The organism is Rhizobium sp. KNZ2-6A (assembly GCF_056755475.1).
Window position 1 is genome coordinate 1 of the sequence record NZ_JBNDIC010000027.1, and the last position, 26,161, is coordinate 26,161.

At 61.4% G+C, this 26,161-nt stretch carries 22 protein-coding genes; 7 read left to right on the forward strand and 15 right to left on the reverse strand.

The features are described 5' to 3' along the window. Window positions 1–77: 77 nt before the first annotated feature. Both ACPYOP_RS18795 and ACPYOP_RS18800 read right to left on the reverse strand, forming a co-directional pair. Window positions 78–3,224 carry an efflux RND transporter permease subunit gene (locus ACPYOP_RS18795; RefSeq protein WP_481411862.1) on the reverse strand — a complete coding sequence of 1,049 codons (3,147 nt, stop codon included), beginning with the start codon at window positions 3,222–3,224 and terminating at the stop codon, window positions 78–80. Between the two features lie 9 nt (window positions 3,225–3,233). Continuing rightward, window positions 3,234–4,457: an efflux RND transporter periplasmic adaptor subunit gene (locus ACPYOP_RS18800; RefSeq protein WP_481411863.1), complete on the reverse strand. Its 1,224-nt coding sequence runs from the start codon at window positions 4,455–4,457 to the stop codon at window positions 3,234–3,236. A gap of 41 nt (window positions 4,458–4,498) precedes the next feature. Here ACPYOP_RS18800 and ACPYOP_RS18805 point away from each other — a divergent pair, with 41 nt between their 5' ends. Next, complete coding sequence (locus ACPYOP_RS18805; RefSeq protein WP_481411864.1) at window positions 4,499–5,314, forward strand: TetR/AcrR family transcriptional regulator; 816 nt, start codon at window positions 4,499–4,501, stop codon at window positions 5,312–5,314. Window positions 5,315–5,520: 206 nt separating this feature from the next. Here ACPYOP_RS18805 and ACPYOP_RS18810 read toward each other — a convergent pair whose 3' ends face one another. The 3 genes from ACPYOP_RS18810 to ACPYOP_RS18820 form a co-directional block, all read right to left on the reverse strand. After that, window positions 5,521–5,760 (reverse strand): hypothetical protein, encoded by a 240-nt coding sequence (locus ACPYOP_RS18810; RefSeq protein ID WP_481411933.1) that lies wholly within the window; start codon window positions 5,758–5,760, stop codon window positions 5,521–5,523. A 454-nt stretch (window positions 5,761–6,214) separates the two neighbouring features. After that, a complete protein-coding gene (locus tag ACPYOP_RS18815; protein WP_481411865.1) occupies window positions 6,215–6,673 on the reverse strand; it encodes a helix-turn-helix domain-containing protein in 459 nt (152 codons plus the stop codon). A gap of 208 nt (window positions 6,674–6,881) precedes the next feature. Continuing rightward, window positions 6,882–7,247, reverse strand: coding sequence for a hypothetical protein (locus tag ACPYOP_RS18820; RefSeq protein WP_481411866.1), 366 nt, complete (start codon window positions 7,245–7,247; stop codon window positions 6,882–6,884). 302 nt (window positions 7,248–7,549) lie between these two features. On the opposite strand from ACPYOP_RS18820, the gene ACPYOP_RS18825 reads away from it, so the two are divergent. The 3 genes from ACPYOP_RS18825 (at window position 7,550) to ACPYOP_RS18835 (ending at window position 10,397) form a co-directional block, all read left to right on the forward strand. Further along, a complete protein-coding gene (locus ACPYOP_RS18825) occupies window positions 7,550–8,563 on the forward strand; it encodes an ABC transporter substrate-binding protein (RefSeq protein ID WP_149636032.1) in 1,014 nt (337 codons plus the stop codon). Window positions 8,564–8,683: 120 nt separating this feature from the next. After that, on the forward strand, window positions 8,684–9,502 hold the full coding sequence (locus ACPYOP_RS18830) for an ABC transporter ATP-binding protein (protein ID WP_481411867.1): 819 nt from the start codon (window positions 8,684–8,686) through the stop codon (window positions 9,500–9,502). 13 nt (window positions 9,503–9,515) lie between these two features. Further along, window positions 9,516–10,397, forward strand: coding sequence for an ABC transporter permease (locus ACPYOP_RS18835; protein WP_481411868.1), 882 nt, complete (start codon window positions 9,516–9,518; stop codon window positions 10,395–10,397). A 349-nt stretch (window positions 10,398–10,746) separates the two neighbouring features. On the opposite strand, the gene ACPYOP_RS18840 is transcribed toward ACPYOP_RS18835, so the two are convergent. From ACPYOP_RS18840 to ACPYOP_RS18855, 4 genes are all read right to left on the reverse strand, one after another. Further along, window positions 10,747–12,162, reverse strand: a complete 1,416-nt coding sequence (locus tag ACPYOP_RS18840; RefSeq protein WP_481411869.1) for a sensor histidine kinase — start codon at window positions 12,160–12,162, stop codon at window positions 10,747–10,749. Then, window positions 12,152–12,820, reverse strand: a complete 669-nt coding sequence (locus ACPYOP_RS18845) for a response regulator (protein WP_112341471.1) — start codon at window positions 12,818–12,820, stop codon at window positions 12,152–12,154. The genes ACPYOP_RS18840 and ACPYOP_RS18845 overlap by 11 nt, the downstream gene beginning before the upstream one ends. Before the next feature lie 63 nt (window positions 12,821–12,883). Next, on the reverse strand, window positions 12,884–14,677 hold the full coding sequence (locus tag ACPYOP_RS18850; protein ID WP_481411870.1) for an alpha/beta fold hydrolase: 1,794 nt from the start codon (window positions 14,675–14,677) through the stop codon (window positions 12,884–12,886). A 10-nt stretch (window positions 14,678–14,687) separates the two neighbouring features. Next, window positions 14,688–16,202, reverse strand: coding sequence for a lipopolysaccharide biosynthesis protein (locus ACPYOP_RS18855; RefSeq protein ID WP_481411871.1), 1,515 nt, complete (start codon window positions 16,200–16,202; stop codon window positions 14,688–14,690). 237 nt (window positions 16,203–16,439) lie between these two features. Here ACPYOP_RS18855 and ACPYOP_RS18860 point away from each other — a divergent pair, with 237 nt between their 5' ends. Further along, window positions 16,440–17,243: a glycosyltransferase family 2 protein gene (locus ACPYOP_RS18860; RefSeq protein ID WP_481411934.1), complete on the forward strand. Its 804-nt coding sequence runs from the start codon at window positions 16,440–16,442 to the stop codon at window positions 17,241–17,243. Here ACPYOP_RS18860 and ACPYOP_RS18865 read toward each other — a convergent pair. Together ACPYOP_RS18865 and ACPYOP_RS18870 are read right to left on the reverse strand one after the other, a co-directional pair. Beyond that, window positions 17,210–18,412: a glycosyltransferase family 4 protein gene (locus ACPYOP_RS18865; RefSeq protein WP_481411872.1), complete on the reverse strand. Its 1,203-nt coding sequence runs from the start codon at window positions 18,410–18,412 to the stop codon at window positions 17,210–17,212. The genes ACPYOP_RS18860 and ACPYOP_RS18865 overlap by 34 nt on opposite strands. Before the next feature lie 438 nt (window positions 18,413–18,850). After that, on the reverse strand, window positions 18,851–19,087 hold the full coding sequence (locus ACPYOP_RS18870; protein ID WP_069614817.1) for an Lrp/AsnC ligand binding domain-containing protein: 237 nt from the start codon (window positions 19,085–19,087) through the stop codon (window positions 18,851–18,853). A 208-nt stretch (window positions 19,088–19,295) separates the two neighbouring features. Here ACPYOP_RS18870 and ACPYOP_RS18875 point away from each other — a divergent pair, with 208 nt between their 5' ends. Together ACPYOP_RS18875 and amaB are read left to right on the forward strand one after the other, a co-directional pair. Further along, complete coding sequence (locus ACPYOP_RS18875) at window positions 19,296–20,579, forward strand: NAD(P)/FAD-dependent oxidoreductase (RefSeq protein WP_481411873.1); 1,284 nt, start codon at window positions 19,296–19,298, stop codon at window positions 20,577–20,579. Window positions 20,580–20,615: 36 nt separating this feature from the next. Continuing rightward, window positions 20,616–22,151: an L-piperidine-6-carboxylate dehydrogenase gene (amaB, locus tag ACPYOP_RS18880; RefSeq protein ID WP_481411874.1), complete on the forward strand. Its 1,536-nt coding sequence runs from the start codon at window positions 20,616–20,618 to the stop codon at window positions 22,149–22,151. A 265-nt stretch (window positions 22,152–22,416) separates the two neighbouring features. Here the strand turns inward: amaB and ACPYOP_RS18885 are convergent, their stop codons facing one another. The 4 genes from ACPYOP_RS18885 to ACPYOP_RS18900 form a co-directional block, all read right to left on the reverse strand. Further along, on the reverse strand, window positions 22,417–23,739 hold the full coding sequence (locus ACPYOP_RS18885; RefSeq protein ID WP_481411875.1) for a glucoamylase family protein: 1,323 nt from the start codon (window positions 23,737–23,739) through the stop codon (window positions 22,417–22,419). A 254-nt stretch (window positions 23,740–23,993) separates the two neighbouring features. Beyond that, a complete protein-coding gene (locus tag ACPYOP_RS18890) occupies window positions 23,994–24,557 on the reverse strand; it encodes a TetR/AcrR family transcriptional regulator (protein ID WP_481411935.1) in 564 nt (187 codons plus the stop codon). Window positions 24,558–24,562: 5 nt separating this feature from the next. Next, on the reverse strand, window positions 24,563–25,027 hold the full coding sequence (locus ACPYOP_RS18895) for a nuclear transport factor 2 family protein (protein WP_481411876.1): 465 nt from the start codon (window positions 25,025–25,027) through the stop codon (window positions 24,563–24,565). Between the two features lie 190 nt (window positions 25,028–25,217). Then, the gene (locus tag ACPYOP_RS18900) at window positions 25,218–26,081 is read right to left on the reverse strand and encodes a DMT family transporter (protein WP_481411877.1); all 864 of its coding nucleotides are present in this window, start codon (window positions 26,079–26,081) and stop codon (window positions 25,218–25,220) included. Between the last annotated feature and the right edge of the window lie 80 nt (window positions 26,082–26,161).

Sequence of the window (26,161 nt, forward strand, 5' to 3'; positions counted from 1 at the left end):
AGATGTGTATAAGAGACAGGGGCTCCCGCATTATCGCGGAAGCCCTTTGATCCAATCGAAAGCAGGTTAGTCGTTAATCAGTGCGTGGTCCCGGTATCGGTCGCCGGAGTGTCGGATGTCGTCGATGCGACCTTACCCTTGAAGATGCGGCGCACCGACACGAAGAGCAGCGGGATGAAGAAGATACCGAGCACGGTTGCCGAGATCATGCCGCCCATGACGCCGATGCCGATCGAGTTTTGGCTGCCTGAGCCGGCACCGTTGGCGATTGCCAGCGGCATGACGCCGAGGATGAAGGCGAGCGAGGTCATCAGGATCGGTCGCAGGCGCTGGCGGGATGCCACCAGCGTCGCGTCGATCAGGTTCTTGCCCTGATTCTGCTGCTCGATGGCGAATTCGACGATCAGGATGGCGTTCTTGGCGGCCAGACCGATTGTTGTCAGCAGACCGACCTTGAAATAGACGTCGTTCGACTGGCCGAACAGGGTTGCGGCCAACAGGGCACCGAAGATGCCGATCGGAACCGAGAGCATGACGGCAAGCGGGATCGACCAGCTCTCGTAGAGGGCGGCGAGCGCCAGGAAGACCACCAGGATGGAGATGGCATAGAGCTGGCTTGCCTGGTTGCCGGAGAGCTTTTCTTGAGCGGACAGGCTGGTCCATTCGTGGCTGAAGCCCGGCGGCAGGCTTGCCATGATCTTGTCGATCTCGTTCATGGCGTCGCCCGAGGAGACGCCCGGTGCAGCCGAGCCCTGGATTTCGACGGCGGACGAGCCGTTATAGCGTTCCAGGCGCGGCGAACCGTAGCTCCATTGGCCGTTCGAGAAGGCCGAGAATGGCACCATGTCGCCACCGGAGTTGCGCACGTACCAGCGGCCGAAATCCTCCGGCTGCATGCGGAAATTCCTATCCGCCTGTACGTAAACCTTCTTCACGCGACCACGATCGATGAAGTCGTTGACGTAGGTGCCGCCCCAGGCCGTCGACAAGGTCGTGTCGATGTCGGAAAGGCTGATATTCAGCGCACTCGCCTTTTCCTGATCGATGTTCAGGGAATATTGCGGCGTATCCTCCTGGCCGTTCGGACGGGTGCCGAACAGCTTCTGGTTCTTTGCCGCGGCGCCGAGCAACTGGTTGCGGGCCTGGATCAATGCGGCATGGCCGGCGCCGTTGATATCCTTGATGAAGAAGTCGAAGCCGCTCGAACTGCCGAAACCGGGGATTGCTGGAGGCGCCAGCGCGAAGACGCTGCCATCCTTGATCTTCGAGAAGGCACCCATGGCACGGCCGGCGATTGCCTGCGCCTTCGACTGCGGCGCCTTGCGCTGGTCGAAGTCCTTCAGCCTGACGAAGACGATACCGACATTCTGGCCCTGGCCGCTGAAGCCGAAACCGGCGACCGCGAACGCGCCTTCCACATAATCCTTCTCATCGTTGAGATAATAGTCCTTCACCCGGTTGAGTACGGTCCAGGTACGGGAGCTCGTGGCGCCCGGCGGAAGCTGGATCGCGGTCAACAGGATGCCCTGGTCCTCTTCCGGCAGGAAGGAGCTGGGAAGGCGGTTGAAGAGATAACCAACACCGACGCCGATCAGGACGAACACCAGCAGGAAGACCATGGTGAGGCGGATCATGCCGTGGACGCCGCGCTGGTAGCGATGCGTCGCACGTTCGAAGTTGCGGTTGAACCAGCCGAAGACACCTTTTTCCTTCGATCCGTGTTCGGGTCTTTTCAGAATGGTGGCGCAAAGGGCCGGCGTCAGGATCAAGGCGACGATGACCGAGAGGACCATCGCCGAGACGATCGTCACCGAGAACTGCCGGTAGATGACGCCGACCGAACCGGAGAAGAAGGCCATCGGGATGAACACGGCCGAAAGCACGGTGGCGATGCCGATCAGGGCGCCGGTGATTTCCTGCATCGACTTGATCGTCGCCTCGCGCGGCGACAATCCCTCTTCCTCCATCACGCGCTCGACGTTTTCGACGACGACGATGGCGTCGTCGACCAGAAGGCCGATGGCGAGCACCATGCCGAACATCGTCAATGTGTTGATGGAGTAGCCGAAGAGCGAGAGCACGCCGAAGGTACCGAGCAGGACGACTGGAACGGCGAGCGTCGGGATCAGCGTGGCGCGGATGTTCTGCAGGAAGACGAACATGACGATGAAGACGAGCACGATGGCTTCGAACAGCGTCTTGACCACGTCCTCGATCGACAGCTTCACGAACGGCGTCGTGTCGTAGGGATAGACCACTTCGACGTTCGGCGGCAGGGTCTGGCTCAGATTGTTGATGGTGGTCCGCACCGCCTCCGCCGTGTTGATGGCATTGGCGCCCGAGGCGAGGTTGACGGCGAGACCGGCCGAAGGATGGCCGTTGTAGGTGCTCGATGTCGTGTAGCTCTCTGCCCCGAGCTCGACGGTGGCGACATCGTTCAATCGGACCAGCGAGCCGTTGGACTGGCTCTTCAGGATGATGTTTTCGAATTGCTCGGGCGTCTGCAGGCGGCTCTTGGCCGTCACGGTCGCGTTGAGCTGCTGGCCCTTGCGCTGGGGCAGGGCGCCGAGCTGACCTGCGGAAACCTGCGAATTCTGCGACTGGATCGCGCTGGTGACATCGCTCACCATCAGTTGGTATTTGGCAAGCTTGTCCGGATCCACCCAGATGCGCATGGCATAGCCGGAGCCGAAGATCTGCGTATTACCGACGCCTTCGATACGCTTCAGCGTATCGTTGAGGGTGCTCGAAACATAGTCGGCAAGGTCGTTCGAGTTGAGCTTGCCATCCGTCGATACGAAGCCGACGACCATCAGGAAGTTCGACGTCGACTTGGAAACGACGATACCGCTGGTCTGGACGGTTGTCGGCAATTGCGCCGTGACGAGCTGCAGCTTGTTCTGCACCTGCATCTGCGCGACGTCGGGATCGGCCTTGTTGGTAAAGGTCAGCGAGATCGAAGCCTGACCGGTCGACGTCGAGGTCGAGGTCATGTAGTCGAGATTGTCGATACCCGTCATGCCCTGCTCGATGACCTTGGTCACCGAGTTTTCGACGGTTGCGGCATCAGCGCCCGAATAAGTGGCGGAAATGCTGACCGTGGTGGGGGCTATCTGCGGATATTGCGAGATCGATAGAGTGAAGATCGACAGCGCACCCGCCAGCATGATGACGATGGCGATAACCCAGGCAAAGATCGGCCGGTCAATAAAGAAACGAGACATTGAACCACCTCACTTCTGAGCGCCGGAGGCGGCTTTGGTATCTGTCTTTTCCAATTCGGCCTGCTCCGTGGACTTGCCATCGGCGGCAGCCTGCTTCACCTCGCCGGTGGCATCGTCGATCGTCACAGGAGAAACCGTGACTTCCTGCCCATCGCGGACGCGCTGGATGCCTTCGACGATGACGCGATCGCCATCCTTGACGCCTTCGGCGATGAGCCAGCTGTTGCCGATGCTGCGCTGAACTTTCAGCACCCGCTGCTGCACCTTGCCGTCGGCGGTCACGAACATGGCAACCGGTTCGCCCTTCGTGTTGCGCGCCACGGCGCGCTGCGGCACCAGGAAGCTGTTTTCGGCAATGCCTTCCTGAATAGTTGCGCGCACATACATGCCAGGCAGCAGAACACGATCGGGATTGGGGAAGACGGCGCGCACAGTGATGGTGCCGACGGTTTCGGCGACGGAGGATTCCGCAAATTCCAGCTTGCCGGTTTGCTTGTACTGGCTGCCGTCTTCGAGCATCAGATGCACGGAGACATTGTCGCCGCTGGTCTTCAGCCGGCCATCGGCAATGGCACGACGGAATTCGAGCAGGTTGGTGCTCGACTGCGTGACGTCGACATTGATCGGATCGAGCTGGCGAATGGTGGTCAGTGCCGTCGTTTGCTCGGCGGTGACGAGGGCGCCGACGGTGACTGCCGAAGCATCGACGCGGCCGCCGATCGGCGCGCGCATTTTGGTGTAGTCGAGATTGATGCGCGCTGTTTCAAGGGCCGCTCTTGCGGAGGCCACGTCTGCGTTCGCCTGAGCCAGGGTGGACAGTGCGTCGTCCAGATTTTGCTTGCTGACCGCGTCCTGGGCCGTGAGGCTCTTATAGCGATCTACTTTCGACTGTGCGCTTGGAACGGCCCCTTCCGCCTTCTGTAGGGCGGCGGTGGCGCTGTCATAGGATGCCTGGTAAGAGGCAGGATCGATTTCATAGAGCACATCGCCCGCTTTGACCTCACTGCCTTCCTTGAAGTTGCGGCTGCGAATGATGCCGCCGACTTGCGGCCGCACTTCGGCAACGAGGTAGGCGCTGGTGCGGCCGGGCAGCTCGGCGGTGATTGCGACGGATTGCGGATGCAACGACATCGCGCTGACTTCGGTCTTGACGGCCGGCGCATTGTTCTGGGCTGTATTCTGCTGGTTGCAGCCGGCCAGCAACATCGCCAGGGCAATCCCCGCGACGGTCATCGAGGCGCGGCCGGCCGAAAGGCGGTTGGATACTATCGTATATGTGGGCGCAGAAGTGGGGTTGGCGGGCTTTCGCACGTTGCTATTTCCTGTTGCCTTATTTACAGTACCAAGTCGTACGGAAAATATGTATAATGCTTCAAATGTCAATCGCATTCGGCTGTTGGGGTCAAGCGGAAGTGCTGACAAAAGAACGAGCAGGCAAGGCCGATCAGGCCGCCAAGCGACGGCCGCGCGGCCGCCCGAAAACCGCGAATGACGACACGCGCCGCGCGGAGATCGTCAGAGTGGCGCGCACTACTTTCTATGAGCTTGGTTACGGCCGTACGACGATCGACCTCATTGCCGCCAGATGCAGGATTTCGAAACAAACCCTCTACAAGTTGTTTCCGAGCAAGGCTGACTTGTTCACGGCGATCATTGCCGAACACCGGGCATCCATGCTGGCACTCCCGCGCGATCCCGACGAGAATCTACCCCTTGTAGAAGCGCTTGAGCAGATCTTCATGATCGATATGGCTGAAGCTCAGGAGCGGGAACGCGAGGTTTTCATCCATCTTGCCATCAGCGAAGCGCAGCAATCCCCGGAGATTGCGATGCTGTTGCACACTTATGGCGCCAAGCAATCGCAGCAGATGCTTGCCGATTGGCTCAGCCAGCAGCAAAGACGTGGCCTGATCGAGATTGCCGATGTGGCCAGTGGCGCGCGCATGCTGATGAACATGATCTTCGGTGCCATGATTTCCAAACCGGGCCATCCGAGCGACTGGCCGGACCGGGAAACGCGGCTGCACCATCTGCGCCAATGCATTTCGATTTTTGTCGCAGGCGTGCAGCCGCGCAAGGGCGACGGGTAGCCTGTCATTCGGCAATCTTCCTGCACAAAATAACAATGCCGATATGGCCCGTTGAACCATATCGGCATCGTTCGAGATCCCGGCGGAAGCCGGAATGGATTAGAGCGGTTCAGCTTTTCACCGAATCTCCGAACCGCTCTATCTCTTTGTTTCCTCGCAATTCCGGACGGAAAACCGCTGCGCACTTTTCCTGGAATTGCTCTAGCTCAGTGTGCCACCACGTTTGCTATGTCCGTACCCTCGTCGAAGGAGGGATTCGGCAAGCCATTTGCATACATTTCCTGCAACACGGCCCCCAGCGCCAGATCCAGGCACCAGACCGGGAATTCCGCATTCAGGTTCTTGGCGCTCTGCCGCGCATAGGTGATAAGCCGAGCGATTGATGCCAGTTCCTTGAGCGAGTCTGGATCCTGGTGTGCTGCTCCGATTGGAAGTACTGCTGTCATTTCATGCCCTCTAATTGCCCCCGTTCCCGGCAGACGAATCGTGTCTGGCCCGGGAACATGAGCAAACCGTAACGGATGTTTTGCAGCTTGGCGCGTGACATGCAGCGTGACACGAGGCCTGATTGCGGCAAAATCTTGTCTTTGCAATTTCAGGGCGTGAAACGGTTTAAAATGCGATCGGCGGACGGAAGGGCAAGCAATATCACGGCGCCGGATGCCTAGAGCTTTTTCGCTTTTCTTCGAATCGCGAAAACGCCCTATCTTCTTATTTCTCAACGCATTCCGGACGGAAAACGCACTCTTCCTGGAAATGCTCTAGCCCGACATGGCCTCGGCCCCGTGCCGCCGCCCACAGGACGGTTCGGCACCGGGCCAGGATGTCAGGCCTCATGGCGTGTTTCGGACTGGCGCAGGCACGATGCCTGCAGCCCGTTTGCCGGAGGGAGGCCAGAGGTCAGTTGCGAAGGCTTGCCGACATGGTCGCCGTTTGCGGTACATGGTCCGTCAGGGAATCGGACGCATTCGCCAGCGACTTGATCAACGTCAGCACGGACTGGCGAACGCTGGGATCGTTGATCTTCATAAACGCCTTGTTGAGGTTCAGGCCCTCTTTCGAGGTCAGGAAATCCGACAGATCCTCGAGACCGTTGATTGCGCCGAGGCCGTCCGTGTTCAGCGGTTGCGTATTGTCCTGCTGGAAGAAGAAGGCAACCGGTACGGCCAGCACGCCGGCTATCGCCTGCAGCCGGCTGGCACCGATGCGATTGGTGCCTTTTTCGTATTTCTGTACCTGTTGAAAGGTGACGCCAATCTGTTCAGCGAGCCGCTCCTGACTCATGCCGAGCATAAGTCGACGCGTGCGCACGCGAGAGCCAACATAGGCATCGATCGGGTTAGGTACTTTTGCACTCACTGCGCAATCTCCTTATCAAATAGGGGACGTAGCGGATATGACCTCGCTCCAGAGACTCGGGAGTAAGATTCGGGTGCTCTATCTGCCCGCAGAATGTGCGTTAAATATGGGTAGAATTCAACCAAGAGTCATTTTCTGTAATATTTTGTAATCCCACCTCACATAACCACAGAAAAATCCGGTTCGCGTCGATGCGTATCGACGCGCGCTAATGCGGATTGAAAATGGAAGACGATTTGCAGTTACGGACCGGGCAGAGCGGATTGTCTTTCGTCGGGATGTAGGCGCGCGCGGCATAATCGCCCAAGCCACATTGGCCGTCATCGGCGACGTACCGGTCATACAGCACGATACGGCCGTCTCGCGAAGGATAGCGAAATATTGCGGCGCGCTCGCTGACGATCAGCTGCTGCACGGACGCGCAAGTTTTGCTCGACGACTCGTAGCGCGAGATGGCTGATGCCGGCCCGGCTGTCGCGATGGTCGTCAGAATCAGGATTGCGGCTGCGGCTTTCATGGATCGCACCTCCATGCGATAATCAATCATAAGTAGTTGCTCGAAGAGAATCGCCAAGATCAGGCGAATATTTTCGGCGGATATCGGCAACGGTGTGTTTCAGCAAGGCACGCCAGGTTGCCGGTGACATTCAAAGCAGGCCTGTTTCCCCTTCACATCCATCCTGGCTGCATAAGCGGGCAACGGCCACCCGATTTGCCTTGCCGGCGGCCCTGAAACAAAATTCGAGCCTCGTATCGGAAGATTCCGGACTGAAAGCTGGCTGAAAGGTTGCCCACGCTAGATTTGCTGAGCTTCGTGGAGGAAGCGCCTTTCTAAAGCGTCATGTGGCGCAGGAATTAAAACAGGAGGAGACATTGATGCGTCCATCGCGCGCGTTTTTTCATACCGTAGCCCTTTCCCTCGTCATGACAGCTGCTTCCCTTGCAGCCACGGCAGCCAATGCCGCTGACAAGATTTCCATCATGGTGGGCGGCTACGAAAAGCAGATCTATCTGCCGGCCAAGCTCGCCGAATCCCTCGGCTACTTCAAGGACGAAGGCCTCGACGTCGAGCTTCTCAACGAATCCGCTGGCGTGGACGCCGAAAACCAGCTGCTGGCGGGTGCCGTTCAAGGTGTCGTCGGCTTCTATGACCACTGCGTCGACCTGCAGGCCAAGGGCAAGTTCATCAAATCCGTCGTGCAGTTCAGCCAGGCGCCCGGTGAAGTCGAGCTGGTTTCGGCCAAGTATCCGGACATCAAGTCCTTCGCCGACCTCAAAGGCAAGCGCGCCGGCGTCACCGGCCTCGGCTCGTCCACCAACTTCCTGACGCTCTACATGGCGTCGAAGGCCGGCCTGTCGCCGGCTGATGTCACACCGGTTCCGGTCGGCGCGGGCCAGACCTTCATCGCCGCCATGCAGCAGGACGCCATCCAGGTGGGCATGACCACCGAACCGACGATCTCGCGCCTGCTGAAGACGGGCGAAGCGAAGATCCTCGTCGATCTGCGTACGCTGAAGGGCACCGAGGAAGCGCTCGGCGGTACCTATCCGGCCGCTTCGCTCTACATGGATGCCGCATGGGTCGACGCCCATAAGGAAGAAGTGCAGAAGCTTGCTAACGCCTTCGTCAAGACGCTGCGCTTCATCAATACCCATTCCGGCGCCGAGATCGCCGATAAGATGCCGAAGGATTTCTACGTCGGCGACAAGGACGGCTACATCAAGGCTCTCGATGCCGGCAAGGAAATGTTCACGGCCGATGGCGTGATGCCGGAAGATGGCCCGAAGACGGTTCTCGCCGTGCTCTCGCAGTTCTCCAAGAACGTCAAGGGCAAGACGATCGACCTGTCGAAGACCTACACGACCGAGTTCGTCAAGAACGTCAAGTAAGCAGTCTAACGCCGCTTCCGGCCAGTTTTCAGACAGGTTCCGGAAGCGGCAGTTCAAGGGACTTTACAGTTCACTGGGTTTTGCGTGCACGCCCCGAAGGCACGCGTCAGGATCAGCACCATGCAACAGGATGAACGCCGCACCCCGGCGATCGAGCTCATCAATGTCAGCCGCCGTTTCGTATCGCCGACGGGCAAGTCGCTGACCGCACTTCGCGATTTCAACATGACGGTCGAGCGCGGCGAATTCGTCGCCGTTGTGGGACCAACGGGCTGTGGCAAGTCCACGACGCTCAATCTCGTCACCGGCCTTGCCAAGCCCAGCGCCGGCGAAGTCCGCCTGATGGGCGGCCCGGTCAACGGTATCGATCCGCGCGTCGGCTTCGCCTTCCAGACGGATGCGCTCTTCCCCTGGAAGAACGTCATCGAAAACGTGATGTCCGGCCCGCTGTTCCGCGGCAAGTCGAAGGCCGAGGCGGAAAAGATGGCCAAGGACTGGCTTGCCCGCGTCGGCCTTTCGAAATTCCTGCATCACTATCCGCATCAGCTCTCGGGCGGCATGCGCAAGCGCGTTTCGCTGGCGCAGACCTTCATCAACGAGCCGGAAATCCTGCTGATGGACGAGCCTTTCTCGGCGCTCGACGTGCAGACCCGCACGGTCATGCATGAGGAGCTCCTGAAGCTCTGGGCCGAGCGCCAGGCGTCCGTCGTCTTCGTGACGCACGATCTCGAAGAGGCCGTGGCGCTGGCCGACAAGGTCTATGTGCTGACGGCCGGCCCGGCGACGGTCAAATCGGTCTACACGATCGACCTGCCGCGCCCGCGAGTCGTCTCGGAAATCCGCTACGAGCAGAACTTCATCGATTATTGCAAGACGATCTGGGACGATCTTCGCGAAGAGGTCGAAACCAGCTATCGCCGTGCCGCGGAAGCGGCATAAGGGAGGATTGATCATGGCAAACACAGCTCTCGAAGCAGGCAATGCACCGATCTTCCGCGCCGGCACCTCGGACGCGGAAATCGAAGCCGCAGCGCTGAAGGCGCTCAGCCGCCGCAAGTACCTCGTCGTGGCCTGGCAGGTCGGCATTCTGCTCGGCATCCTCGGCCTCTGGCAGCTCGCCTCCGATCTGCACTGGATCGATCCGTTCTTCTATTCGAGCCCCTACGGCATTGCGCTGCGCCTGTGGGACTGGATCACCGAGGGCACCGAGAGCGGCTCGCTCTGGTATCATCTCGGCGTCACGATGGAAGAAGCGCTGATCGGCTTCATCATCGGTTCGGTGACCGGCGTTCTCGTCGGCGTCGCCCTTGGCCGCAACAAGCTCGCCTCCGACATCCTGTCGATCTACATCAAGGCGATCAACTCGATCCCGCGCGTCGTTCTCGCGCCGATCTTCGTGATGATCATGGGTCTCGGCCTTGCCTCCAAGGTGGCGCTCGCCTTCATCATGGTGTTCTTCGTCGTATTCGCCAACGCTTTCCAGGGCGTTCGTGAAGCCGACCGTAACATGATCGCCAATGCCCGCATTCTCGGCGCTTCGAACTGGCAGGTGACCCGCAACGTCATCCTGCCGTCGGCGATGAGCTGGATTTTTGCAAGCCTGCACATCTCCTTCTCCTTCGCCATCATCGGCGCCATCGTCGGCGAGTTCGTTGGATCGCTGGCCGGCATCGGCTACCTGATCTCGATCGCCAAGGGCACCTATGACGCAGCCGGCCTCTACGCCGCGATCATCCTGGTGATGGTCGTCACGCTCGGCGCCGAATATGTGATGACGCTCATCGAAAACCGCATCACCCGCTGGCGTCCGCAGCAGAACCTCGATACGCATTAAGCGTTGATTTTCTGGTACCTCCCAAGGCCAGGGGCCGGGCATCTTGCCCGGCCTTTTTTGTTTTGCCGGACAAGAAGCTCCCTCTCCTCGCAGGCGGCAGGGCAATCGCATATGAAATGAGGACGTTGCCGCACCCCCTTCTCCCCAGCGGGGAGAAGGTGCCGTCAGGCGGATGAGGGGGTGCCTGCCAAGAGCACGAGGAACCATGATTTCAATTCGGCAAGCCCCCTCATCCGACCCTTCGGGCCACCTTCTCCCCGCTGGGGAGAAGGTGCTTCCAGTACGGATCCGCACCATATGCGATTGCCCTGCCGCTTGCGGGAGAGGGGGCTATCGCACCTCACCATCTTCAAACAGCCGGCAGCCTAACACTAACCAGCAGCCCGCCGCCCTCCGCCTCGCCAAGCGTGACCGATCCACCGGCGCCGTCGACGACTTCGCGGACGATGGCGAGCCCGAGGCCGCTGCCCTCCGGTTCGGTGCCCATGATGCGATAGAAGCGTTCGAAGACCTGGGCGCGTTCCGCTTCGGGAATGCCGGGGCCGTCGTCCTCGACCCATAGCACAGCGGTATCGCCGTCGCGGCCGACGCCGACCGTCACGCGGCCGCCCGCCTGCGTATAGCGCAGCGCATTGTCGACGAGGTTGACCAGCATCTCGCGCAGCATGGTGCCGTCGCCTTCGATATGCACCGGCGTCTCGTCCGCTTCCAGACCGAGGTCGATATTGCGACGCAGGGCTTCCTCGGCCAGCGTTTCCAGCACCCGCCGGGCGGTTTCCGCGAGATCGATCGTGTCGTTGCGCGGCCGGCGGCTGCCGGGTTCGGCGCGCGAAAGCGTCAGGAGCTGGCTCGCAAGGCGGGTCACCTGCCGCGTGCTCGAGCGCAATGCCGTCAGCGCCTCGTCGCGCCTGCCGTTGTCGACCTCGCGCGCCGCCACGCTCGCCTGCGTCGAAATCAGCGCAAGCGGCGTGCGCAGTTGGTGGGCGGCATTCGAGACGAAGCGGCGCTGCGCCGCCATCTGGTTCTGCACACGCTCCATGTGATCGTTGAGCGCATGGACGAGCGGGCGAAGCTCGTTCTGCACCATGTGGGGATCGAGCGGATCCAGGCGTTGGCGGCCGCGCTCGCGCACGGCATCGCGCAACCTCAGGACGGGTGCAAGGCCACGCTGCAACCCGATAATGGTCACCACACCAGCAAGAAGGACGAGGGCGAGCTGCTTGGTGAAGTCCGACAGCCACAGCCTGCGGCGCATCGCGTATTGGCTGTTGTGCGTGACGGCGACCGCCACGGAAATCGTGCTCTCCTGATCAAGGCCGACCACGGGATGGCTCAGCATGAGCACGCGGACGCCGTCGCTGCGAAACGTCCTGTCTTCGCCGACCAGATCCCGCTTCGGCCGCGGCAGATCCGGGAAACCGGCAACGAGATTTCCCCATGCGGTCACGGCCTGGTAGAAGACGCGGTCGCCATAGCCGGTATCGAACATTTCCAAGGCCGCAGGCGGAATGTCGATCTGCACCGTGCCGCTGGCATCGACATGCACGGCCTCCGCGATCACGCGTGCCGAGGCGAGCAGCGTGCGATCGGTGACGAGATCGGCCGTCGCATTGGCCGAACGGAAGCTGAGATAAAGGTTGATGCAAATCGCGCCGATCAGCGTCAGCACCACCCAGGCGAACAATTGCGCCCGAAGGCTGGTTGTCAGCGCGCCGGCGACGCGGCCAAGGAGCCCTTGGGGTGGGGAAACTTCATCACTGCGCATGGCGAAGGAGGTAACCCAGGCCGCGCAGCGTGGCGATCTGTACGGTGCTGCCCTCGAGTTTCTTGCGCACGCGATGCACATAGATCTCGATGGCGCTGGTATCGGCGAGATCGTCGAAACCGAAGACGCTTTCCGACAGCGTGGTCTTGGTGACGGTCGTGCCGGCCTTCATGATGAGATGTTCGAGCACGGCGTGTTCGCGTGGCGTCAGTGCCAGGGATTCTCCGGCCAGATAGAACTGCCGCGTTCCGCCGTCGAACAGCAGGTCGCCGACGGCGATTTCGGGGGCGGCACGGTCATGGCCGCGGCGCACGGCGGCCCGGATGCGTGCTTCGAGCTCCGCGATTTCGAAAGGCTTGGCCAGATAGTCGTCAGCGCCGCTGTCGAGCCCGGCGACCCGCCCGTCGAGGCTGGCATTGGCCGTCAAAATGATGACTGGCACCTTGTTGCCGCTCTGGCGCAGGCGTTTCAGCAGCGTCAAACCATCCATCTTCGGCAGCGACAAATCCAGAATGACGACGGCATAGCCCGCAACCTTTAGCATATGTTCGGCATCCTCGCCGTCATAGGCGATGTCGACGGCATATTGCGCCTGACGCAGCGCCTTGCCGAGCCAGGACGCCAGTTCGCGGTTGTCTTCGACGATCAGGAGCCTCATGAAGCAACTATACAGCAAGTGTCGGATATGGCGAACATTTCCGGTGGTTTTCCGGTCAGCGCTTCATCGGTTGCCGAGCCGCAAACCCATCTCCCTGACCTCCCTCAGATAGACCTTGCGCGCATAGGGTGGGGTCAGATTGTGGTCCGCTTCGGGAATGATGGTGAGGCGTATGTCCGGAAAGTGCTTCAAGCCGACGCCGTTCTCGCCGAACTGATCATGCAGATGATCGAGGCCGATATCGTGGGCGCTGTAGATCAGCGACATGTCGACACCGCGCCTGGCGAGTGCGCGGAAACCGCCGAGCACGGGTCCTTGCGCGGCGGCGAAGAAGGGAAGGGTGCCGAGCAGATGACGGCCTGTTCGCGCTGCGCGCCGGCCGATGCCCATCGCCAGGTTGAGGATCGCGCTTTTCGCATCGATCTGGCCGCCGAGGAGCCGCTTCAGCGTCTCCATCTGCAGAAGCTTTCGGCCATAGGTTTCCAGCGACCGGGGCGCGAAGCGCAGGGCTTCATCGACCGATCGGCTCTCATCCCAATGGAAGCTGTAGGGGTTGACGGTGATCAGGCCCCGGCACCGCGCATCACGCAGCGCCGCCTGGAAGGCGAGGTAGCCGCCGCTGCAGCGTCCCACCACATAGGCCGGCAGCAGATTTCGCTGCTCGAGAAGGGCCAATGCCTCCTCGACATCCTCGTGCTGCTCGCGGGAATAGAGCACCTGCTCGGGAGCGCCTGTCAGTGGTGGGCTGTCGCCGACATTGGCCGTATCGAAACGCAGCGACGCGATGCCGTCGCGAGCGAGCGCACGCGCCATGGTGACCGACATCCGACCCCAGCCGGCGTGCCTGTCGTAGGCTGTCGTCAGCAGCAGCGCGGTCGCGCCGGTGCGGGAACCTTCGGGTTCGCAGAGAATGCCGAACAAGCGGTTTCCAACGCCGAAACGCAGCGGCGTCTCGCGAAAGCCGTCGGCGGCAAGGGACTCCGCAACAGGCGGAGCGAGATCAGCTGATACAGCTGCGCCAGGCTGAGTAGCGATCGACTGCACCCAGGCGACGATTTTTCGGCCGGCTTCGATCGGCATGGTGGCGATGGTTGGGTTCGAGACGAGATCGTCATAGCCGTCATAGGCGGACTGTTCGACATCAGGGCCGAGTGTTTCGAGATGACGCGCGAAGTCCGCATCTCCCGGACGGCCGGGGCGCGTCAGCACAAGGCAGTTCGGCGTGACGAGCCGATCGAGCGTCATCAGGTTCAGTTTCTTGACCGCATCGGCGGCGCTGTCGGGCATGCGCAGGCTGGCGACGGTGACGCCTTCGGTCTGACGCTGCGCTTCGGCAAGCCCCATGCCTTCATCGATCATCTTCGACCAGACGGTCAGTTCGCGCAGATAGGCCCGGCCGGAGATGACGGGCGCAAGAAAGGCGATGCCGTCGATCTCGGGCAGGTGTTCGGCGAGTGCGGCGGCGATGGTGCCGCCAAGGCCCTGGCTGACGAGGATCAGGCGCTCGCAGCCGGAAAGCGCTTTCAGTTTCGCGGCAGCGGCAATCGCGGTTTCCTGCCACGGTGTCAGGCCATCGCCTTCATCCGCGACATCAAGCGCATCGCCGGTGCCGGCATAGTCGAAACGGAGGCTTGATATGCCGATATCGGCAAGATCCTCGGCCAGAATCCGCCAGAATTTGCGGACGCACATTTCCTCGAAACCCCAGGGGCTGAGAAACAGCACGGCAGTATTGCGCGAGGACGCAACGGCCGATGTAAACAGGCCGACCGTGCCGGCGAAGGTTACGGGCGCCGCCGCCGATCTTATCTGCTTACCTTCATTCCGTTCTTCTTCGGCGGCTCCCCAACCAGCCATGATAGTCTCCTCACATTCGGCGCGGCGCCAATAGAGCCAGAGCCTGCGTGGCAATCGGATTGATACGGGCAGGCAGCCGCGCCGCAATCGTCTGCAATACCCCGATATCCTCGGCTGGAACGGCTTTCAGCAATCTGAGCGCGACACCATAGGCCAGGGCGCCGGCAATGATGGCGCTTACGAGGCCCGCGATGCCGGTCAGCGCCTGAACGAAACCATAGGCTGCAATTGCACAGAGAATGGCAGCAACCGTAACTTTTGCAAGATTGATGAGCATGCCGCGCGTCGAGCCCTCGAATTCCATGCGCCGCACCATCAGAAGGCACATGGCCGTAAAAGCCAGGAAACGCACCAGCGCCGCACCTTCGCCGCCGTAAAAGGGCACCGCGACTAGGCAGCCGATGACCATGATAAAGCTGGCGATGACGCCGACGACGGTGCGCTCGCGCACGCGATCGAGCGAATAGAGATATTGCGTGCAGATCTGCATGACGACGTAGGGCGCTGCCGTCAGCGATAGCAGCGCCACCATGCCGCCGCTCGGAGCGAAGGGCTGGCCGAAGATCGTCACGACAAGCTCGGGTGCAATCGCCGCAAGGCCGAAGCTCATCGGCAGCGTGATATAGGCTATGCTGCGCGCCACGCCGGCGAAGACTTCGACGGGCAGCTTGTCCGATGCGCGCGCATGCATCTGTTCGGAATAATAGGGCAGGAGGCTGCCGCTCAATTGGACGGGCAGCTGGAGCGCCAGATTGGCGAGCGATAGGCCGACGGCATAGAAGCCGACCGCTTCGATGCCCCAATAGCGCTGCAGGAACAAAAGCTCGATGCGATTGAGGAAGATCGAGCTGTTGATGAGTTCGATCGAGAGAATGAGCGATGAGCTGATGAGCGCGGAAAGACCGACGCCGCAGCTGTTCTTGCGCGCGATCGCGATCCTGAGCGTCGCGATGAACATCGGCAGTTGGCCGATCGCATAGCCGGCAAGCGCGCCGCTGACGCCGAAGAAAATGGCGCCGGCGAGGACGGTCGCAAGCTGCAGCACCGAACTTGCCACGGTGATGCGCAGGAAGGCACCGACCTGCTGTTCGCCGATCAGATAGTTCTTGCTGTAGGCGCCGAGCGACTGAAGAACGAAGAATATGCCCGTTATGGCAATGACTTCAGACGCGTCGCCGGCCCAATGCAGCCGCTCCGTATCCCAATAATAGGCGGCATAGCCCGCAAGCAGGATGACGGTTGCGAGGATCGTCGGCTGCAGGAGGTAGGCGGCAAAACCCAGTCGCTCTTCGGCCGAATAGCCGTTCCCCTTCAATTGCGGCAGGATGCGCAGCAGCGTGACGCCGGCGCCAAGCTCGGCGATCAGCGCGCCCGTCGTCGTCAGCCATAGCGAGAAGGCGATGATGCCGTTGGCTTCCGGGCCAAGCAGGCGGGCAGCGATAATCGAACAGGCAAAGCCGGTCGCGAGCAGGGTCAATCCCGCCGCCGCGTTCAACACCGAATTCGCCATTATGCCCTTGGTCATGAAGATAGACCGTTCCTCAAATTGCCGGAACTTACCGCACATATCCGGCTCTTCGTGGGGATACCGTCAGCTCTATTTCATATGCCTTAATATTTAGGGTTTAATGCTGCCCTAAGTTCATTTTTTACTTCGGCTAATATTCATTCCTTCTGATGTTGGCCGTCTGGGGCTTGTCCGGAGGGTTCATTGTTCAGCCTCATCGTCTGCACGGTCGATCGCTTTGATCAGCTCGAACGTTTGTTCCGGTCGCTCGCCGAACAGCGTCACCGGGATTTCGAGGTTGTTGTCGTCGATCAGAATGCGGATGACCGGCTGAGCATGCTCATCGACCGCTTTTCTTCTTCCTTCCCGATTCGTCATATTCGTTCACCGAAAGGGCTTTCGCGGGCACGCAACAACGGCATGGCGGTTGCCGGGGGCGATTATGTCTGCTTTCCCGATGACGATTGCTGGTATGAAGCCGATACGCTTTCGACGGCTGGGGCGCTGTTTTCAGCCCATCCCGAACTGGCGATCGTCACCGGGCGCACGCTGGATGCCGAGGGTATCGCCTCGGTCAGCCCGACCGGCGAGAGGCGGCTTGCGCTGACGCGCTGGAACTATCTGAAATGCGGCAACTCCAACGGCATTTTCGTGCGCCGCGCGGCACTTTCCGATATCGGCGGCTTCGACGAGAATTTCGGCGTCGGTTCGGAATCACCGTTCCAGAGCGGCGAGGAGGCGGATTTTCTGCTGCGCGCGCTTGCTGCCGGAAAGCTGGCGATGTTCTTTCCAGAGCTCATCGTCCATCATGATCAGGTCACCAGCGAATATGGCCCGCGGCAGGTGGAGCGCGCGCGCAAATATGGGCGCGGCTTCGGCGCGCTGATGCGCAAGCAGGCCTTTCCCTTGTATTATGTCTGTTATCGTCTGCTGCGGCCGGTTGCCGGCTGGCTGGCGGCATTGGCGCGCTTCAATGGCGATGCCGCCCGCTACAAGCGGGCCTGGCTTATGGGCATTCTGGAAGGTTATGCCACCTGGCCGCGCTGGCGCAGGAACTGAGGCGACTTGCCTTTCGGCGTCAGGGTTTCAGCATAGACATCCATGTAGCGCTGGGCGACTTCGTCCCACGCGTAAGCGCGGGCGTCGCGCAGCAGCTCCTGCCGCAAGGTCAGGTCGTCGGCCTCGAGACGCTCGAACGCCGAGGTCAGTGCATTGGCGGCGGCTTCCGGATCGGCAAAATCCGCGAGCATGAGAGCCGGATGGGTCTCCGCCATCGCCTTATAGGCCTCGTTGGCGTTCAACACCGGCAACAGGCCGGCGCTCATGGCTTCGATCGCCACCAGGCCGAAGCCTTCATATTCGGAGGCCGAGGCGAAGAGCGAGGCGCGGGCGATGACGTTGCGGATCGAACCGTCGTCGATCGAGACATGCAGTGTGACATTGGGTTCGAGCTCGCGGGCGGCGATTTCCCGTTCCAGCGTGACGCGGTCGAGATCCGACTCCGCACCGATGATATCGAGATGCCACTCGGCATCGCGGGCGGCCAGCACCGTCATGACATCGAGCAGGTGATCGAGCCGCTTGTTGACCGAGAAGCGGCCGATGCTGACGATGCGGCGGCGGGCTTCCAGCGCGGCGCAATTGGAAAACTTGCCGACATCGGCGCCGTTTTCGATCAGGCGCACGCGGCTGTCGGCGATCTGGGAAAAGAGCCGCGCGTCGGACTGGCTGCAACAGATGAGAGAGGCGTAGCCGAGCGCCGAAAGCCGCGTTGCCGTGTTGAACCAAACCTTCTTGATGGCGGCATATTTCTGCGTGTGGAAGAAGCCGCCGTGCGTGGTGGCGACCATGGGGCGCCCATGCATGAGCTTGCCCCAGGCCAGCGCATCGAAGAAGAAATCGACCGCATGGACATGCACGAGATCGGCATCGGCCAGATGACGGAAGACCTTCGGCGCCAGCGGATAGCGGCTGGAGCCGGACCAGGGTATGCGCACGATCTCGATGCCGTCGATGGTCTCGCTTGCTGCGAGTTCGCGGCCGGGATCGGAAAACAGGCTGTTGCAGGTGACGACGCGCACGCGATAGCCGCGGGTGACCAGTTGGCGGCAAAGATTGGCGACGACGTCTTCCAGGCCGCCCTTGTTCGGTAGGAACTGACGCACGACATGCACGATCAGCGGCCCGGCCTGCTTGTTTGCCTGAATATCCGCAACAGCCGATGTCATCGATCCACCCTCGACCCCTATGCCGCGCCACGCACCGGCAATCCGGCGCTCCAGCGCGCCGCCCGTTGATCAGTCGGCAAAGCAGATCATCGGGACGGTTAAAAAGGGTTTAATCGCGGGTGGAAAGCCGCGCGGTTTTGGGGAAGAGGGTTAATAGCGGAGGGAGATGCGACGGAGGTTTGAGCTTGTCAGGTGAGTGTGGTGATGCTGGGCCATCGTGCCCGGCCCTTTGTTTTTGTGCCAGGCCCCTCACCCTAGCCCTCTCCCCGCTCGCGGGGAGAGGGGACTCATTCAGTGTCTGCCGCGCACTTTTTGCCCTGCCCACGAAACTCAGTGAACTCCCTCTCCCCGTCAGAACGGGGAGAGGGTTGGGGTGAGGGGCAATCCCACGAATACAGCTTCAACGGCGGTGTCCATCGACCCGAAAGTCCAGAATTCTCAGAACGCTCGGAAGGTCAGCGTCGTCAGCGAGCGGATGATGCCGGGGATGTTGGCGATGTGGTCGTTGATGAACTTGCCGATGTCCTGCTCTTCGGCGATGTAGACCTTCATCAGCAGGTCGTAATCGCCGCTGGTGGAATACAGCTCCGAAACCAGCTCCGTCTGGTAGATGGCGTCGGCGACCTCGTAGGTCTTGCCGGGGGCACATTGGAGCTGAACGAAAATAGGCTTCATGAGAGTGTCCTGCTTTTGCCTGCGACCGCGATGGCGATCGGCTTTTTCTCTATCATGGTCGAAAGCGCCGCCGCCATGCAAGTTTTTCTCCAGAGCCGATGATTTTTTGGCATCATGCCATGTCCATCGGATGTCGCTCTTGCCGCTTCCGCAATTTCGAGCATGGCGCTAGATTGGTGCCATTAGCTCTCTCGATTGGACCGATTTCATGCTGAATGACCCGCGCTCCCACGGCCTTTGGGAAAAGACCGCTCCCCCACCGCCGGCGACGAAGCCGCTTTCCGGCGAGGTCTCCGCCGATGTCGCGGTGGTCGGCGGCGGCTATACCGGTCTTTCGACGGCGCTGCATCTGGCAGAGGCCGGCACGAGTGTCGTGCTGCTGGAAGCCAATGAAATCGGTTTTGGCGGCGCGGGGCGCAATGTCGGCCTCATCAATGCCGGCATGTGGGTGATGCCGGACGATTTGCCGGGCGAACTCGGCGCCGTTCACGGCGAGCGGCTGCTCGATCTGCTTGGCAATGGGCCGAAGCTGGTCATGGAGCTGATCGACAAGCACGGCATTGCCTGTGAGCTTGAGCGCAACGGCACGCTGCATTGTGCCGTCGGCCCCGAAGGGTTGAAGGAGATCGAGGAGCGCGCGCGGCAATGGGGAAAGCGCGGCGCGCCGGTGACGGTGCTCGATGCGCGGGAAACGGAGCGTCGCGTCGGCAGTTCGGCTTATGCAGGCGCGCTGCTCGACATGCGCGCCGGCACGCTGCAACCGCTTGCCTATGCGCGCGGACTTGCCCATGCCGTGGTGAAGGCAGGCGTTACGGTTCATACCGGCAGCCGCGTGACGTCGACCGAAAGAAGTGGTGCGAAATGGGTGGTTTCGACCGATGGCGGCAAGGTCAGCGCTGATTGGATCGTCGTCGCGACGGATGCCTATAGCACCGGCCCCTGGGAGGCAGTCCGGAACGAGCAGGTGCATCTGCCCTATTTCAATTTCGCCACCGTGCCGCTCGGCGACAACTTACGCAAGTCCGTTCTGCCCGGTCGCGAAGGGGCTTGGGATACCAAGGAAGTGCTCTCGTCCTTCCGCATGGACCAGGCGGGCCGGCTCGTCTTCGGCAGCGTCGGCGCGCTGCGCAATACCGGCCTTGCCATCCACAAGAACTGGGCGCGGCGGTCGATCAGGAAGCTTTTTCCGCAGCTCGGCGACATTCCCTTCGAATGCGAATGGTATGGCAAGATCGGCATGACCGACAATGCGTTGCCACGCTTCCACAAGTTGGACCAGAATGTCGTAGGCTTCTCCGGCTATAATGGCCGCGGCATCGCGCCGGGCACCGTATTCGGCAAGGTGCTTGCCGGCCATATTCTCGGGCAGATTTCCGAGGCCGATCTGCCGCTGCCGGTGACCGACATTGTCGAGCCTAGCTTCAGGGCGGCAAAGGAAATGTGGTACGAGGCCGGCGCCCAGGCCGCCCATTTCGTCGGCGCTCGAGTCTAAAAACAACGAACCAGCATCACGGGAAGAGGAAACAAGATGACCGCGACATCAGATCTTGCTGCCGAAACCAAGGCAATATTGACCGAGCTTGGCGTATCGGCCGATCGCTATACCGGCGGAACGCTTGTGGTCACCTCGCCGGTCACCGGCGCCGAAATCGGCCGACTGAAGGAGCATTCGGCCGGTGAGGCGAAGGCTGCGATCGCGGCGGCGCATGAGGCGTTTCTCGCATGGCGCAATGTGCCGGCGCCGAAGCGCGGCGAGCTGATCCGCCTGCTGGGCGAGGAGCTGCGCGCCGGCAAGGCCGCTCTCGGCCGTCTTGTCTCCATCGAAGTGGGCAAGATCACCTCCGAGGGCCTCGGTGAAGTGCAGGAGATGATCGATATCTGCGACTTCGCCGTCGGTCTTTCCCGCCAGCTCTATGGCCTCACCATCGCCACCGAGCGCTCCGAGCACCGGATGATGGAAAGCTGGCATCCGCTGGGCGCGATCGGCATCATCTCGGCCTTCAATTTTCCCGTTGCCGTCTGGTCTTGGAACGCAGCACTTGCCATCGTCTGCGGCAATTCCACCATCTGGAAGCCGTCGGAAAAGACGCCGTTGACGGCGCTTGCCGTGCAGGCCTTGTTCGAAAAGGCGCTGAAGCGTTATGTCGTCGAGGGCGGCGAGGCGCCGGCCAATCTTTCGACGCTGTTGATCGGCGGCCGCGATCTCGGCGAGCTGCTGGTCGATCATCCGCAGGTGCCGCTGGTCTCGGCGACCGGATCGACGGCCATGGGCCGCGCGGTCGGCCCGCGTCTTGCCGGCCGTTTCGCCCGCGCCATCCTCGAGCTCGGCGGCAACAATGCCGCGATCGTCTGCCCGACCGCCGATCTCGACCTGACCCTCCGCGGCGTCGCCTTTTCCGCGATGGGCACGGCCGGCCAGCGCTGCACGACGCTGCGGCGCCTCTTCGTTCACGAAAGTGTCTATGATCAGCTCGTTCCGCGTCTGCGGAAGGCCTATGGTTCGGTGACAATCGGCAATCCGCTCGAAGCCGGAACCCTCGTCGGCCCGCTGATCGACCGGCAGGCCTTCGACCGCATGCAAGCGGCTCTTGCCGCTGCGAAGGCGGCCGGCGGTACGGTCACCGGCGGCGAGCGTGTCGAAAATGGTTCTGCCGATGCCTTCTACGTCCGCCCGGCGCTGGTCGAAATGCCCGAGCAGACTGGCCCGGTCGAGCAGGAAACCTTCGCTCCGATCCTCTATGTGATGAAATACAGCGATTTCGACAAAGCACTCGCGCTGCACAATGCCGTGCCGCAGGGCCTGTCCTCCTCGATCTTCACCAATGACATGCGGGAAGCCGAGACGTTCGTCTCCGCGCGCGGTTCGGATTGCGGCATCGCCAACGTCAATCTCGGTCCCTCCGGCGCCGAGATCGGCGGTGCTTTCGGCGGCGAAAAGGAAACGGGCGGCGGCCGCGAATCCGGTTCCGATGCCTGGAAAGCCTACATGCGCCGGGCGACCAACACGATCAACTACGGACGCACGCTGCCATTGGCCCAGGGCGTCAAGTTCGACGTGGCGTAACGCCGAGATGAGCAAGGAGCTTTGAGGCGCTGCAGATGATGGCCGGGTAAGTGTGTTTTTGCCGCGCTTTCACACACGGCCCCTCACCCCAACCCTCTCCCCGCCTGCGGGGAGAGGGAGTTCTCGTGCAAAACACGGCGCTGCGCGGGTGAGAGGCTAGTTGGTTGGCTCTATTGTCCCCTCTCCCCGCATTGCGGTGTGAGGGGCCAGGCACATGGTCGCTATGTTGACGAGGACGACTGACGACCACCCCGCGATTAACAGATCAGGCGATAGCCGGCTTCTCGTCCAGCCAGCCGCCGCTGAAGCCGGCGCGTTCCAGGCCGTTGCGAAGAATCGGCGACTTCCGCATCAGGTCCCAGATCATGCCCGTGCGGGCGTTTTCGATCATCATGACCAGCAGGCCCTGGTCGATGGCGACCGAACGGTCGTCCACCCAGCCTTCCGGGCCGGAGCCGGATCCCATGACGCTCGGATTGAAGCCGCCGGGGAAACGGCCGTCGAGCAGCAGGTTGGGATAGGTTGACAGCAGTGCCCGCGTGCCGTCGAGCGCGGCCTGACGGTCGAAAGCCAGGCAGGAGAGTGGTCCCCAGGGGGCGATGGTGCCGTCATCGGGACCGAGCGGGGCGCCGCGGGCGGCATAGCCGAAGACCTTCGGGGCATAGCGCAGGCTATGCTTGGTGCCGCTTGGGTTCGGACCATCGCAGGCGGAAAGACCCCAAATATCCTTCGTATAGCCGGTGAAATGGCCGGGATTGCGTTCCGTGTAATCGCGCTGCACAGCGATCGCCGTCTGCGTGTTGCGGAAGTAATCGGTATCCTTGTCGGCCACATGCTTGTCGCGGATGCCGCGGAAGTCGATCCAGGCATGCGAGAAAAGATGGATGAAGAGTGGTCCCGCATAGAGGAAGGGCGTTTCCTTGACCATCATCCAGGTATAGGTCGAGGCGAAGGCATCGTAGCTCGAGGACGGGATCGCATGCGTGGGCGAGGCGAGCGCCAGCACATAGAGGAAGATCGCCTCGTCATAGCCCTGATATCGCCAGCGCAGGAAGCCGCTCGTCGGCTTCCAGCCCATGCTGATGGTCTGGCCCTTGTTCAGCGCCCAATGCCAGTCGCAGCGCTCGTAGAGGAATTTCGCCTGCTTGCGGATATCGCGCTCGGCCTGGCTGGCGCCATTGAAATAGGCGGCAGCCGTCAGGACGCCGAGCAGCAGCAGGCCGGTATCGATGGTCGAAAGCTCGCTGTTCCAGGCGCGGTTGCCCGTCTCCATATAGAGGAAGTGATAGTAGAAGCCGCGATGGCCGGTGGCGCCACGCTCTGTGCCCTGGTCGCTGTTGGCGAAGAAATCGAGAGCGGTCAGCACCCGTTTGGCGGCATCGGCCCGGCTGATCCATCCGCGCTCGACGGCGACCGGGTAGCTCGACAGCGCAAAGCCGACCGCGGCAATGCTGCAATGGCTCGTCTTGATGGAGGTGTCCGCCACCAGTCCGTTTTCCGGATTGGTGTAGAGCATGAAATAGTCGAACGCCGAACGTTGCAGTTGATCGATCAGCGCATCGTCAATGTCGTGTACCTGTTGCAGCATTTTCTATCCGTCTCCTCGGCGCTCCCGTTCCCTGATGAGCACAGGAGCCTGGATAGTTGCAAATCAAACATGGTTAATATTGCCATGCATTTATGGAGGATTGTTTAAGATCAAGGCCTTATCATGCCGTCGTGCACATTCCCGCCGCCCTGAATAGCGGTTTCGGCGGTTTTCCGTCGTTGAGGCGAGCGAATCGCCCATCCCCCGGTCGGTGCCATCGAGCAGTCGCCAGCGATTCGCACCGGCCGAATGGGCTAATCGGTTGCGGTTTCCAGCCTTTGCTTCAGTCGCGCAAGGGATCTGCCGAAAATCGTCTCATCGCCAAGCGCCCTGGCAAGCGTCAATGCGCCTTGAATGCCGATGACGGCTTCTTCCGCGAGCGTTTTTGCCTCCGCGTCTGACAGCCCCGCCTTGAGCAAAGCGCTGGCGAGCGCCTCGATCCAGCGATGGAAATAGCCGCGGATGGCGGCGGAGAAGCGATCGCGCGTTTCGTCCAGCGCAAAGGCGCCGATCAGGCAGACGCGGCGGCCGGAGCGGAAATAGCGATCCGTCGTCTCCCACATGCGGGCGATCGCCGCGCGCGGTTCCTCCCCCTTGAGCGGCTCGAACATTTCCGTGACGAACCAGGCATCGATATGGGCCATGATCTCCGCCGCCATCTGCTCCTTGCCGCCGGGGAAGAAGTGATAGAGGCTGCCTTTCGACAGTTTCGTGCGGGCGGTGATCTCGCTCATCGACGCACCCTCGTAGCCGAGTTCGCGAAAAACTTCGGCGACAAGGGCAATGGCATCGGGTTTTTCGAAGACGGTGCGCACCATCTCACTCAAAGGCCAAGTTCGGAGAGGCCCGGATGGTCGTCCGGCCGGCGGCCGAGCGGCCAATGGAATTTCCGGTCTTCCGCCTTGATCGGCATGTCGTTGATGGAGGCGAAACGGCGCTGCATCAAGCCTTCGGCATCGAACTCCCAGTTCTCGTTGCCGTAGGAGCGGAACCAGTGGCCGCTATCGTCACGCCATTCATAGGCAAAGCGCACGGCGATGCGGTTGCCCTCGAAAGCCCAGAGTTCCTTGATCAGCCGATAGTCCAGTTCTTTCGCCCATTTGCGCGTCAGGAATTCGACGATTTCCTTGCGGCCGCGCGGGAATTCGGCGCGGTTCCGCCACTGGCTGTCCTCCGTATAGACCTTGGAGACACGCTCCGGATCGCGGCTGTTCCAGCCATCCTCGGCCATGCGGACCTTGGCGATGGCGGTTTCGCGGGTGAAAGGCGGGACGAGAGGGGTCGGCATGATGATCTCCTTCTAAACTGATAGGTTTCATATAGACCGATCGGTTTAGAAAGTCAAGCGGCAAGGCCCTCGCTCGGCTCGATGGCTTCGAGCATTTCCAGGAAAAGTGCGTAGCGGTTTTCCGTCCGGAATGCGTAAGCAAACAAAAAAGATAGAGCTTTTTCGCGATTCGAAGAAAAGCGGAAATGCTCTAGCGCGCGAATTTTCGGGCGCCGGCGACACAGCCGACGACAGCGATCGTGACGATGAGCATCGACCAGCTGACGCTTTCCTTAAGCAGTGCCGCGGCAAGCGCGAAGCCGAAGAAGGGTTGCAGGAATTGCAGCTGGCCGACGGCGGCGATGCCGCCCTGCGCCAGCCCCCGATACCAGAAGACGAAGCCGATCAGCATGCTGAACAGCGAGACATAGGTGAGGCCGAGCCAGGCCGGGCGGCCGATGCCGTCGATGCTGTGCGGCATTGTCATGACGCAGAGCGCGATGGTAACGGGCAGGGACAGGACCAGCGCCCAGCAGATGACCTGCCAGCCGCCGAGCCGGCGTGACAGCACCGCGCCTTCGGCATAGCCGAGGCCGCAGACGAGAACGGCTGCGAGCATCAGGAGATCGCCGACCGGCGAAGCCGATACGCCCTGCGCCAGAGCATAGCCGCTGACGAGCGCGCTGCCGAGAGCGGAGAATATCCAGAAAGCGGGCCGTGGCCGCTCGCCGCCGCGCAGCACGCCGAAGATGGCGGTTGCCAGCGGCAGCAGGCCGATGAAGACGATCGAATGCGCCGAGGTGACGTGCTTCAGCGCCAATGCGGTCAGCAGAGGAAAGCCGACCACGCAGCCGAGGGCAACGATGGCGAGCGCGGTGATATCGCCGCGAGCCGGGCGCTTCTCACGAAAGGCAAGCAGGAGGCAGAGACCCAGCAGGCCGGCGATCACGGCGCGGGCGACGGTCAGGAACAGCGGATCGAAATCCATGACGGCCACTCGCGTCGCCGGCAGCGAGCCGCTGAAGATCACCACGCCCGTCAAACCGTAGATCCATCCCGTCGTCGTCTTATCCATGCGTATGCTCCTTCTTGATGTTCGCGGGTATCGGCGTATTTGTCTGGTCAAGCCAGAGACGGTACAGTACAATTTGCGCG

What these genes read in the sequence shown, in the direction of transcription:
- ACPYOP_RS18795 (WP_481411862.1), bottom strand. Translation starts at nt 3,224, where the DNA reads ATGTCTCGTTTCTTTATTGACCGGCCGATCTTTGCCTGGGTTATCGCC.
- ACPYOP_RS18800 (WP_481411863.1), bottom strand. Translation starts at nt 4,457, where the DNA reads ATGACCGTCGCGGGGATTGCCCTGGCGATGTTGCTGGCCGGCTGCAAC.
- ACPYOP_RS18805 (WP_481411864.1), top strand. Translation starts at nt 4,499, where the DNA reads ATGTGGGCGCAGAAGTGGGGTTGGCGGGCTTTCGCACGTTGCTATTTC.
- ACPYOP_RS18810 (WP_481411933.1), bottom strand. Translation starts at nt 5,760, where the DNA reads ATGACAGCAGTACTTCCAATCGGAGCAGCACACCAGGATCCAGACTCG.
- ACPYOP_RS18825 (WP_149636032.1), top strand. Translation starts at nt 7,550, where the DNA reads ATGCGTCCATCGCGCGCGTTTTTTCATACCGTAGCCCTTTCCCTCGTC.
- ACPYOP_RS18830 (WP_481411867.1), top strand. Translation starts at nt 8,684, where the DNA reads ATGCAACAGGATGAACGCCGCACCCCGGCGATCGAGCTCATCAATGTC.
- ACPYOP_RS18835 (WP_481411868.1), top strand. Translation starts at nt 9,516, where the DNA reads ATGGCAAACACAGCTCTCGAAGCAGGCAATGCACCGATCTTCCGCGCC.
- ACPYOP_RS18840 (WP_481411869.1), bottom strand. Translation starts at nt 12,162, where the DNA reads ATGCGCAGTGATGAAGTTTCCCCACCCCAAGGGCTCCTTGGCCGCGTC.
- ACPYOP_RS18845 (WP_112341471.1), bottom strand. Translation starts at nt 12,820, where the DNA reads ATGAGGCTCCTGATCGTCGAAGACAACCGCGAACTGGCGTCCTGGCTC.
- ACPYOP_RS18850 (WP_481411870.1), bottom strand. Translation starts at nt 14,677, where the DNA reads ATGGCTGGTTGGGGAGCCGCCGAAGAAGAACGGAATGAAGGTAAGCAG.
- ACPYOP_RS18855 (WP_481411871.1), bottom strand. Translation starts at nt 16,202, where the DNA reads ATGACCAAGGGCATAATGGCGAATTCGGTGTTGAACGCGGCGGCGGGA.
- ACPYOP_RS18865 (WP_481411872.1), bottom strand. Translation starts at nt 18,412, where the DNA reads ATGACATCGGCTGTTGCGGATATTCAGGCAAACAAGCAGGCCGGGCCG.
- ACPYOP_RS18870 (WP_069614817.1), bottom strand. Translation starts at nt 19,087, where the DNA reads ATGAAGCCTATTTTCGTTCAGCTCCAATGTGCCCCCGGCAAGACCTAC.
- ACPYOP_RS18875 (WP_481411873.1), top strand. Translation starts at nt 19,296, where the DNA reads ATGCTGAATGACCCGCGCTCCCACGGCCTTTGGGAAAAGACCGCTCCC.
- amaB (WP_481411874.1), top strand. Translation starts at nt 20,616, where the DNA reads ATGACCGCGACATCAGATCTTGCTGCCGAAACCAAGGCAATATTGACC.
- ACPYOP_RS18885 (WP_481411875.1), bottom strand. Translation starts at nt 23,739, where the DNA reads ATGCTGCAACAGGTACACGACATTGACGATGCGCTGATCGATCAACTG.
- ACPYOP_RS18890 (WP_481411935.1), bottom strand. Translation starts at nt 24,557, where the DNA reads ATGGTGCGCACCGTCTTCGAAAAACCCGATGCCATTGCCCTTGTCGCC.
- ACPYOP_RS18895 (WP_481411876.1), bottom strand. Translation starts at nt 25,027, where the DNA reads ATGCCGACCCCTCTCGTCCCGCCTTTCACCCGCGAAACCGCCATCGCC.
- ACPYOP_RS18900 (WP_481411877.1), bottom strand. Translation starts at nt 26,081, where the DNA reads ATGGATAAGACGACGACGGGATGGATCTACGGTTTGACGGGCGTGGTG.